Origin of the sequence: Micromonospora sp. NPDC049580 (assembly GCF_040675595.1) — a bacterium.
Classification (GTDB): domain Bacteria; phylum Actinomycetota; class Actinomycetes; order Mycobacteriales; family Micromonosporaceae; genus Micromonospora.
Genome location: NZ_JBFAPG010000216.1, coordinates 1 through 9866, shown reverse-complemented (window position 1 = coordinate 9866; position 9866 = coordinate 1). Strand labels below are relative to the sequence as shown.

Below are 9866 nucleotides of genomic sequence, written 5' to 3'. Positions count from 1 at the left end.
CTCGGTCGAGCCGAGGGCCCCGGGGCGCGGGTCAGGTCTTGACGACCAGCTTGGGGTGGGCCGCGAGGTACGCGTCCGCGCGGCCGGCCCGGAGTTCGGTAATGAACTTCCGGCCCTCGCTGGTGAGTTGTTCGCCCTGGTAGGCGCTGCCCTTGCCGACACCTGAGCCGGGCAGGCCGACCAGGACGAACTTGTTCTCCGGCACCCCGCTGAGCGCGTACGCCAGGTCGACGATCCGGTTGCCGCCCACGTAGATCAGGGTGTCGCCCAGCGCGGCGACCACCTGGTCGACGCGCTCCGGCTGCCGGGCCAGGCCCTCATCGAGGATCTTGCGGGTCAGCGCTCGGACGAGCTGCTGCTGGTGGCGCTGGCGGGCGTAGTCGCCGCCGGTGATGTAGCGCTGCCGCGCGTAGTCCAGGGCCTGCCACCCGTTGAGGTGCTGCTCGCCCTTCTCGTAGACCTGCTGCGGCCCGGTGTACCCGCCGGGGGCGCTGTCCCGGTACTTGCCGTCCGGCTTGCGGTGCAGGGAGGCGACCCGCTGGTCGACGTAGATGTCCACCCCGCCGAGGGCGTTCACCAGCCGGTCGAACCCGGCGAAGGTGAGCACCGCCCCGGCGTCGATCCGCAGCCCGGTGTATCCGCTCACCGTGCTGCGCAGCAGCTCGTACCCCTGGGCGGTGCTCGGCTGCTTGGGCTTGCCGGGCACCCGGCTGCCGAAGCTCATCGAGTGGGTGAGCTTGGTCTTGCCGCCCTTGTAGCCGGCCTTCGGGAACGCCGGAATGTCCACCAGCAGGTCGCGGGGGAGCGAGAAGAGGTACGCCCGGCCCAGCCCCTTCGGCACGTGCAGCACCAGCACGGCATCGGAGTGCGGCTCCCAGCCGGGAACGCTGACCCGGGTGTCCACCCCGACGAGCAGCAGCGTCAGCGGGCCAGTGATGTTCGCGCCCGGGGGCGGGCCGCTCGGGCTGGGCGTGGGGGTGGGCGTGCCGACCGACGACGGGCTCGGCGAGCCGGCCACCGGAGTGCCGGCGGGCGAGTCGCCGCCGGTCAGGCGGGTGATCACCACAGTGCCGCCAGCGATCAGCGCGACGACGGCGAGGGCGGCCAGCCCGAGCACCAGCCACCGCCGGCGCGGCTCCATCGACCCCAAGATCATCTTCGTTTCCTTCCACCCGTATCCGGCACAACGCTCCGACGGGTGCTCCGGGTTGCGGCCGGAAGGCGCCGGGTCGGTCGGCCGGTGCATGATCGCGCGAAAACTGCCGCTGGCGCGAGCGCTACTGACGGGTAATGATGCGTCCATGCGGTACGACGTGGTCGTCATCGGGTCCGGCTTCGGCGGCAGCGTCACGGCGCTCCGCCTGGCCGAGAAGGGTTACTCGGTCGGCGTCCTGGAGGCCGGCCGCCGCTTCGCCGACGACGAGTTCCCGCAGACGTCCTGGCGGGCCCGCCGCTTCCTGTGGGCGCCGAAGCTGGGCTGCTACGGCATCCAGCGGCTCACCCTGCTCCGCCCCGCCGAGCGGCGATCTGGCGGCGGCGTGCTCGTGCTCTCCGGCGCGGGAGTGGGCGGTGGCTCGCTGGTCTACGCGAACACCCTCTACGAACCGCTGCCGGCGTTCTACACCGACCCGCAGTGGCGCGACATCACCGACTGGCGCGACGAGCTGGCCCGCCACTTCGACCAGGCGAAGCGGATGCTCGGCGTCACCACGTACCCGATGGACACCGGCGCGGACCGCGCCATGCGGGCGGTGGCCGACCGGATGGGGGTGGGCCACACCTTCCACGCCACCCCCGTCGGCGTGCACATCGGCCGCCCCGGCCAGCGCGTCGCCGACCCGTACTTCGGTGGCGTCGGCCCGGAGCGCACCGGCTGCCTGCACTGCGGCTCGTGCATGACCGGCTGCCGGCACGGGGCCAAGAACACGTTGGTCAAGAACTACCTGTGGCTCGCCGAGCGGCTGGGCGCCACCGTGCACCCGCTGACCACGGTGACGGCCGTCCGGCCGGCCGCCGACGGCGGGTACGAGGTGCACACCGAGCGCACCGGTGCCTGGCTGCGCCGACGGCGGCAGGTGATCCACGCCGACCAGGTGGTCTTCGCCGCCGGGGCGCTCGGCACCCAACGGCTGCTGCACGGCATGAAGACCGACGGCGCCCTGCCCCGGCTCTCACCCCGCCTCGGTGAGCTGACCCGGACCAACTCGGAGGCGATCCTGGGCGCCTCGGTGGACCACCGGCGGGCCCGGTCCGAGCGGCTGGACTTCACCGAGGGGGTGGCGATCACCAGCTCGTTCCACCCGGACCCGCAGACCCACATCGAGCCGGCCCGCTACGGGCGCGGCTCCAACGCCATGGGGCTGCTCCAGTCGCTGCTTGTCGACGGCGGCCCGCACCGCGTTCGGCGCTGGCTGGGCAGCATCGTCCGGCAGCCGGGGCTGGCCGCCCGGATGCTGTCCGTGCGCGGCTGGTCGGAGCGGACGGTGATCGCCCTGGTGATGCAGTCGGTGGACAACTCGCTGACCACCCGCTGGCGGCGCGGCGTGTTCGGTCGCCGGCTGGTCACCGGGCCCGGCCACGGCACCCCGAGCCCGACCTGGATCCCGGCCGGCAACACCGCGACCCGGCTGCTCGCCGAGGAGATCGGCGGTACGCCGGGCGGCTCGCTCACCGAGCCGTTCGACATCCCGATCACCGCGCACATCCTGGGCGGCGCGGTGATCGGCGCCACCGAGGCCGACGGGGTGATCGACCCCTGGCACCGGGTGTACGGCCACCCGGGGCTGCACGTGGTGGACGGCGCGGCGGTGTCGGCGAACCTGGGCGTGAACCCGTCCCTGACGATCACCGCACAGGCGGAACGGGCGATGTCCTTCTGGCCCAACCGGGGCGAGCCGGACCCTCGGCCCCCGCTCGGAGATCCGTACCGGCGGCTGCCTCCCGTACCCCCGCTGCACCCGGCGGTGCCGGCGGACGCCCCCGGCGCGCTGAAACCCTGACCCCGGCGGGCTGTGACCCTGACCCCGGCGGGCGAGCCGGTGCCGGGGACGGCGGTGCTGTCGGTAGGCTTTGTGCACATGAGCCTGCCTCGCCCTGTCCTCGTGGTGGACTTCGGAGCCCAGTACGCCCAGCTCATCGCGCGCCGGGTCCGCGAGGCGAAGGTCTACTCCGAGATCGTGCCGCACTCGATGCCGGTCGCCGAGATGCTGGCGAAGAACCCGGCCGCGATCATCCTCTCCGGCGGTCCGGCCAGCGTGTACGCGCCGGACGCCCCGCAGATCGACGCCGGCGTGTTCACGGCCGACGTGCCGGTCTTCGGCATCTGCTACGGCTTCCAGGCGATGGCCCAGGCGCTGGGCGGCACCGTCGCGCGGACGGGCAACCGCGAGTACGGCGGCACGCCGCTGCGCCCCCGCCTCCTCGAGCCGGGTGTGCTGCTGCGCGACCTGCCGGCGGACCTGCCGGTCTGGATGAGCCACGGAGACTGCGTCACCGAGGCCCCCGAGGGCTTCACGGTCACCGCCGAGTCGGCGGGCGCGCCGGTGGCGGCCTTCGAGGACGTGGCCGGGCGCCGGGCCGGCGTGCAGTTCCACCCGGAGGTCGGGCACACCGCGCACGGTCAGGAGATGCTGACCCGCTTCCTGTACGACATCGCCGGCATCGAGCCGACCTGGACGCCCGAGAACATCATCGACGAGCAGGTCGCCCGGATCCGCGCCCAGGTCGGTGACAAGGAGGTCATCTGCGGCCTCTCCGGCGGGGTGGACTCGGCGGTCGCCGCCGCGCTGGTGCACAGGGCGGTCGGTGACCAGCTCACCTGCGTGTTCGTCGACCACGGTCTGCTGCGGGCGGGCGAGGCCGAGCAGGTCGAGAAGGACTACGTGGCGGCCACCGGCATCAAGCTGAAGGTGGTCGACGCCGCCGACCGGTTCCTCGGCGCGCTGGCCGGGGTGACCGATCCGGAGCAGAAGCGCAAGATCATTGGCCGGGAGTTCATCCGGGTCTTCGAGGCCGCCGCCCGCGAGATCGCCTCGCACGGCGACGTGGAGTTCCTGGTCCAGGGCACCCTCTACCCGGACGTGGTGGAGTCCGGCGGCGGCACCGGCACCGCCAACATCAAGAGTCACCACAACGTCGGCGGCCTGCCGGAGGACCTGAAGTTCGCCCTGGTCGAGCCGCTGCGCACCCTCTTCAAGGACGAGGTCCGGGCGCTCGGCCTCCAGCTGGGCCTGCCCGAGGCGATGGTCTGGCGGCACCCGTTCCCCGGCCCCGGCCTGGCCATCCGGATCATCGGCGCCGTCGACCGCGAGCGCCTCGACCTGCTGCGCCGCGCCGATCTGATCGCCCGCGAGGAGCTGACCGCCGCGGGCCTGGACCGGGGTGTCTGGCAGTTCCCCGTGGTGCTGCTCGCCGACGTGCGCAGCGTCGGCGTGCAGGGTGACGGGCGCAGCTACGGGCATCCCGTGGTGCTGCGCCCGGTCTCCAGCGAGGACGCGATGACCGCCGACTGGTCCCGGCTGCCCTACGACGTGGTGGCCCGGATCTCCACCCGGATCACCAACGAGGTCGCCGAGGTCAACCGTGTGGTGCTGGACGTGACCAGCAAGCCGCCGGGCACCATCGAGTGGGAGTGACCGCGGCTCACGCGGCCGGCGGCGTGTGGGACGGGGTCGTCGGCGGGTAGGGCGGCGTCGGCGCGTACCCCGGCTGCGGTCCGCCGGGCGCGGGCCCGGCGGTGGGCTGCGGCGCGGCGCCCGCCGGGTGCGGCCAGGCCGGCGCGCCGGTGGGCTCCTCGGGCATCAGGAACCACATGATGGGGTACGCGAACAGCGCGAGCCCGCCGGTGAGCAGGCCGGTGACCGCGAAGGCCACGCGGACCAGTGTGGGGTCGACGTCGAAGTAGCGGCCGAGGCCGCTGGCGACCCCCGCCACCATGCGGTCGGTGGTGGGTCGCCGGAGCTGCTTGTACGGGGCGTGCGGTGCGGCGGTGGATGTCATGTCTCCACGGTCCGCGCCGGTGCCCGGCCCGCCCTCGGTGACCGCCCGGATCCTTACCCTGACCGATCCCTGAGCGGGTAGCAAAGAGTCAGGAATCCGACTCTTTTCCGTCCCGGTAACCCGTCCCGGGGAGAATTTGGTCCCGTGACCACCTTGCTGGAGCCGCTTCGCAGGATCGCGGCATACGCAGTTTGTGCTGATTCAGACGGCCGAGTGTTGCTGGTCCGCGCATCGGAGCGCTCCGGCACCCCCGGCACCTGGTCGCTGCCGGGCGGAGCGGTCGACCACGGTGAGGACCCGAACCACACAGTCGTCCGCGAGACCGCCGCCGAGACGGGCCTCTCGGTCGCCGTCTCGGGCCTGGCCGACGTGCTCGCCGACATGCGGGCGCTGCCCGAGCGCGGCATCACCATCCACACCGACCGGCTGATCTACCGGGTGGCGGTGCGGGGCGGCACCCTCGCCGACCGGGTCGGCGAACGCCCCACCGACCTGGCCCGGTGGTACACGCTCGACGAGGCCCGCGAGTTGCCGCTGCGCTCGTTCACGGCCCGCGCCCTCGGCCTGCCCGCCTCCTCGGCCGACGTGGTGCCCGACGAGGTGCCCGAGTTCCCCTCCTTCTACGCGGTGCCCGGCCCGGACGGGCTGCACCGTGCGCAGCGCTTCGCCGCGTACGCCGTGTGCACCGACCCGGCCGGTCGGGTGCTGCTCACCCGGATCTCCGACGGCTACCCGGGCGCCGGCTGCTGGCACCTGCCCGGCGGCGGCACCGACTACGGCGAGCAGCCCGGCGCGGCGCTCATCCGGGAGCTGGTGGAGGAGACCGGCCAGTCCGGCCGCCTCGTCGAGCTGCTGGGTGTGGCGAGCCACCGCGACGCCGCCTCGCTCGGCCCGGAGGGCTACCCGATCGACTGGCACGGCGTCCGCGCCTTCTACCGGGTCGTCGTCGACGAGCCCAACGCGCCGACGATCACCGACGTCGGTGGCTCCACCTGCGAGGCCCGTTGGTTCGCCCGCGAGGAACTGGGCGCCCTCCCGACCGACCGCCTGACCGAGGTGACCGCAGAAGCAGTCCAAGCAGCCCAACTAACCTAACCCCCACCCCACCCCACCCCGCCCCCGGCCTCCCTCGTCGCGGCGATCATGAAGTTATTGTCGGGACACGCCGGGATGGACGGCGATAACTTCATGATCACCGGCCTGAAGGCGGGTGCGGGGGAGCGGGGGCCTGGTTGTGGAGCTGGTGCGGCGGGTTGCGGCTTATGGTCTGTTGTCGGCCTCGGGGCGAGTTCTGGTTGTTCGGGGGGCTGTGGGGGCGGTGTGGTCGCTGCCTGGGGGGCCGGTCGCGCACGCCGAGCATCCTGAGCGTGCGGCCGTGCGCGCGGTGGGCGAGCAGACCGGGCTGACCGTGTCGGTGGGCCGGTTGCGGGCCGTGGTCGCTGACGTCAGCACCCTCGCGCAGGACGGCGTCTCGCTGCACACCGACCGGTTGCTGTTCGAGATGACCGTTGACGGCGATGCGCCGGGCGACACCGGAGACGGCACGATCGAGGCCCGCTGGGTCAGCCCAGAGGACGCGGCCCGGCTGCCGTTGACGCCGTTCAGCGCCGAACTGCTCGGACTGCCGGTCACCCCGCTCCCGGCCGACGCGCACCCGTCCGCCGAGCCGCTCCCGCCGCCGCACCCGGATCGCCGGCTGCGCTTCGGGGCGTACGGGCTGGTCACCGACCCGGCCGGGCGGGTCCTGCTCACCCAGATCGCCGACGGCTATCCCGGGGCCGGCAAGTGGCACCTGCCCGGCGGTGGCACCGATCACGGTGAGCAGCCGACCACCGGGCTGCTCCGTGAGCTGGTCGAGGAGGGCGGTCAGGTGGGCCGGGTCGTGGAGCTGCTCGGCGTGGACAACCTGCACAACCCGGCCGCGCTCGGCCCGGAGGGCCGTCCGCTGGACTGGCACGGCGTTCGGGTGATCTATCGGGTGCTCGTGGACGTACCCACTGACGCGGTGGTGACCGAGTCCGCCGGTGGCTCGACCGCCCGGGCGGGCTGGTTCACCATCGCCGAGACCGCTGACCTGCTGCTGACCGGCATCGCTGCCTCGGCAATCGGACAGCTGGGTCGATAGCACCCGGCTCGGCGAGCCGAGATGGTGACCCTCCGGTACAGTCAGAGACGGGAATGGTGGAGGAAACGGGCGATGAGGCCCGGGATGGGAATAACAAGGCGGTTCGCGCGGTTTGCACCAGATATAAGTACCGCCGGCAGCTATCGCCAAGCCACGTTCCCCTATGCGATGGTGTACTCCGCAAAACGGCTGCCGGGCCACGCAAGGTCCGGCACGAGACAGCCGGACATCCGCCCCAAACGGCGGCAAGCCGATCCGGTGATGGAGGAAACGTGCCGAGAGCCCCATGGCGCCGGCGTCGTACGACTGACAGTCCGCGCCCCGCAGGGCGTCGCTGGGCGGGCCCGTTGCGCCGCAGCAGCACGTTCGCCCGCCAGGTGCTGCTGGTCCGGGTGGGTCGCCGTGACGGCGACCTGCGGACCACCGACGTGACACTGCCCGAGCACCGGTACGCCGACCGCCAGCGCCGCCGTTACGGCCTGGACCGGCTCGGCCGTCCGTCGCTCGGCGTCAATCGCGCCGAGGTCGAGGCGGTCATGCCGGTCAGCCCGGCGCTGCCGCCGATGGCGCACGCCGACGAGGCGTCGTCCCGGTCGATCCCACTGCTGCCCGGCGAGCGCACCGTCGCCCGCCGGATGAAGTTCGGCCTGGTCAACGCCTGCACCCTGGCCAGCCTCATGCTCGGCATGCTGGCCATCTTCCTCGCCATGCAGGGCGAGGTGCGCATCGCCGCCCTCTGCCTGATCGCCTGCGTCGGCTTCGACGGCCTCGACGGCGCGTTGGCGCGCCGGCTCGGCGTCGCCAGCCCGTTCGGCGCTCAGATGGACTCGCTGGCCGACATGTGCTCGTTCGGCCTCGCCGCGCCGGTGGTGGTCTACGCCTCGCTCGCCGGCTCCGTGTCGACGGCTGCGGCCGCGGTGGCCTGCGCCCTGGTCGCGGCGTGTGCGGCGATCCGGCTGGCCCGCTTCAACGTCTCGCCGAAGGACGGCCGCTTCTTCTGCGGTGTCCCCACCACCATGGCCGCGGCCGTGCTCGCCGTGACCGTGGCGATCGGCCTGCCGGTGCCCGGCCTGGTGCTGGTCGCCGGGGTGGCACTGCTCGCCTTCGCGATGGTGTCCAGCTTCCCGTACGCCAAGCTCGCGCGCCTGGTGAAGCTGCCGCCGTGGCTCTGGCTGGCCCCGGTGCTCGGCGCGCTCGTCGACATCCGGCTCACGTTCGCCCTGATCGTGGTGGGCTACCTGGTCAGCGGGCCGGTGCTCTGGCTGCGCCAGCGTCGTACCGCCTGATCCGACACACGAAAAGGGGCGCCGCGGACAGCGGCCCCCTTTTTCGCGTCTTGGCGTCAGCGCCAGCGGGCGATGACTGTGGAGCCGCCGACCACCTTGTCGCCCGGCCCCACCAGCGGGTCCGCGGCCTCGGCCGGCAGGTAGACGTCGGTCCGCGAGCCGAACCGGATGAGCCCGAAGCGCTCCCCCTTCGCCAGCAGCGCGCCGATCGGCGCGCGCTGCACGATGCGGCGGGCGATCAGGCCGGTCCGCTGCGCGACCACCACCGTGCCACGGCTGGTGTCCAGGACGGTGTACGCGGCGACGTTGTGCTCGGCGTCCGGCTTCATCGCGTTGACGAAGCCGCCGTCGGCGACGAAGTAGTCCACGACCTTGCCGGCGACCGGAGCCCGGTTGACGTGCACGTCCAGCACGGAGAGGAAGACCGCGACGCGCAGCCACTCACCGTCGCCGAAACGCTCGTCGTGCAGGCGCTGCACCGACAGGACCTTGCCGTCCGCGCTGGCCACCACGGCGTTCGGGTCCTCCGGGACGTCCCGCTGGGGATCGCGGAAGAACGCGGCGACCGGCCCGGCGGCCAGCGCCGGCAGCAGCCACAACTTGGACGACGGACGCGCCACCCGGGCCAGCGCCGCCAGACCCAGTGTGATGCCCGCCGCGGCCACCCCGTTGGAGTCGATGTGCATTCCCCGGGTCAGCGGCACGCTCGACGGCCGGTACGCCGGGGCCAACCGGTCGGCCGTGGCCGGGCTGGCCGGGGTGAACCGGAGCCGGTAGACCCGTACCGGCGGTGTGTTCCGCAGCACCAGGTCCCCGCCGACGCCGTAGAGGGCGTCCTGCCGGGCCAGCTCGCTGGCCGCGCCGGTCGTCCGGCCCGGCGTCGCGGTGGTCGCCACGCTCAGCACCCCGCCCTCGGTCAGGTACTTGGACAACCCGTCGATGCCGCTCCGGGTCTCCTCGGCGGTGCCGATGAACGCCTCGCCGGCGATGACCACGGCGGCGGCCTCGGCGTCGGCGAGCGAGTCGACCACGCGTACGCGGTCGGCGACCCACCGGCCCTGGGCGGTGACGTGCTCGCGGAGCACGGGGGCGCCGGACGAGTCGGCGGGCACCACGGTGAGCTGGTCACCGGGGAGCAACGCCTCGATGGCCGCGGCCAGCACCGCGGACTCCGGGCTCGCGCCGACCAGCAGGGCGGCCTTCGGGTCGTTCATCCGGGCCAGCTCGGTGACGAGGGTACGGGCGGCTCGCTCGCCGATGCGGACCGGACCGGACCGGCCGGTGGTACGCACGGCGGGGGACTGCGTCATGTCGGGCGGGCTCCTGACGGGGTAGAGACGGGAATCGCGGCGGGGCCGCCATGGCGGGGACGGGCCGGCCGGCGGAGGCGAGATCTCCACCGGTCAGCATATGCGCCTGCCCGCGCCGGCCGCACCGCCGTGGAGGTGGTGCGGGCC

At 73.2% G+C, this 9866-nt stretch carries 8 protein-coding genes; 5 read left to right on the top strand and 3 right to left on the bottom strand.

Annotation, left to right across the window (positions count from 1 at the left end):
* Positions 1-31: 31 nt before the first annotated feature.
* Complete coding sequence (locus AB0J68_RS18315) at positions 32-1156, bottom strand: LCP family protein (RefSeq protein WP_354855360.1); 1125 nt, start codon at positions 1154-1156, stop codon at positions 32-34.
* 145 nt (positions 1157-1301) lie between these two features.
* On the opposite strand from AB0J68_RS18315, the gene AB0J68_RS18310 reads away from it, so the two are divergent.
* Positions 1302-2999: a GMC family oxidoreductase gene (locus AB0J68_RS18310; RefSeq protein ID WP_363939527.1), complete on the top strand. Its 1698-nt coding sequence runs from the start codon at positions 1302-1304 to the stop codon at positions 2997-2999.
* Positions 3000-3077: 78 nt separating this feature from the next.
* The gene (gene guaA, locus AB0J68_RS18305; protein WP_354855362.1) at positions 3078-4634 is read left to right on the top strand and encodes a glutamine-hydrolyzing GMP synthase; all 1557 of its coding nucleotides are present in this window, start codon (positions 3078-3080) and stop codon (positions 4632-4634) included.
* Positions 4635-4641: 7 nt separating this feature from the next.
* On the opposite strand, the gene AB0J68_RS18300 is transcribed toward guaA, so the two are convergent.
* The gene (locus tag AB0J68_RS18300) at positions 4642-4998 is read right to left on the bottom strand and encodes a PspC domain-containing protein (RefSeq protein ID WP_354855363.1); all 357 of its coding nucleotides are present in this window, start codon (positions 4996-4998) and stop codon (positions 4642-4644) included.
* Between the two features lie 144 nt (positions 4999-5142).
* Between AB0J68_RS18300 and AB0J68_RS18295 the strand changes: the two genes are divergently transcribed.
* The 3 genes from AB0J68_RS18295 (at position 5143) to AB0J68_RS18285 (ending at position 8409) form a co-directional block, all read left to right on the top strand.
* Positions 5143-6093, top strand: a complete 951-nt coding sequence (locus tag AB0J68_RS18295) for an NUDIX domain-containing protein (protein WP_354855364.1) — start codon at positions 5143-5145, stop codon at positions 6091-6093.
* Positions 6094-6232: 139 nt separating this feature from the next.
* Complete coding sequence (locus tag AB0J68_RS18290) at positions 6233-7123, top strand: NUDIX domain-containing protein (protein WP_354855365.1); 891 nt, start codon at positions 6233-6235, stop codon at positions 7121-7123.
* Positions 7124-7470: 347 nt separating this feature from the next.
* On the top strand, positions 7471-8409 hold the full coding sequence (locus tag AB0J68_RS18285; protein WP_355068476.1) for a CDP-alcohol phosphatidyltransferase family protein: 939 nt from the start codon (positions 7471-7473) through the stop codon (positions 8407-8409).
* Positions 8410-8465: 56 nt separating this feature from the next.
* On the opposite strand, the gene AB0J68_RS18280 is transcribed toward AB0J68_RS18285, so the two are convergent.
* Positions 8466-9719 carry a phosphatidylserine decarboxylase gene (locus tag AB0J68_RS18280; protein ID WP_354855367.1) on the bottom strand — a complete coding sequence of 418 codons (1254 nt, stop codon included), beginning with the start codon at positions 9717-9719 and terminating at the stop codon, positions 8466-8468.
* Between the last annotated feature and the right edge of the window lie 147 nt (positions 9720-9866).

What these genes read in the sequence shown, in the direction of transcription:
- AB0J68_RS18315 (WP_354855360.1), bottom strand. Translation starts at nt 1,156, where the DNA reads ATGATCTTGGGGTCGATGGAGCCGCGCCGGCGGTGGCTGGTGCTCGGG.
- guaA (WP_354855362.1), top strand. Translation starts at nt 3,078, where the DNA reads ATGAGCCTGCCTCGCCCTGTCCTCGTGGTGGACTTCGGAGCCCAGTAC.
- AB0J68_RS18280 (WP_354855367.1), bottom strand. Translation starts at nt 9,719, where the DNA reads ATGACGCAGTCCCCCGCCGTGCGTACCACCGGCCGGTCCGGTCCGGTC.
- AB0J68_RS18300 (WP_354855363.1), bottom strand. Translation starts at nt 4,998, where the DNA reads ATGACATCCACCGCCGCACCGCACGCCCCGTACAAGCAGCTCCGGCGA.
- AB0J68_RS18310 (WP_363939527.1), top strand. Translation starts at nt 1,302, where the DNA reads ATGCGGTACGACGTGGTCGTCATCGGGTCCGGCTTCGGCGGCAGCGTC.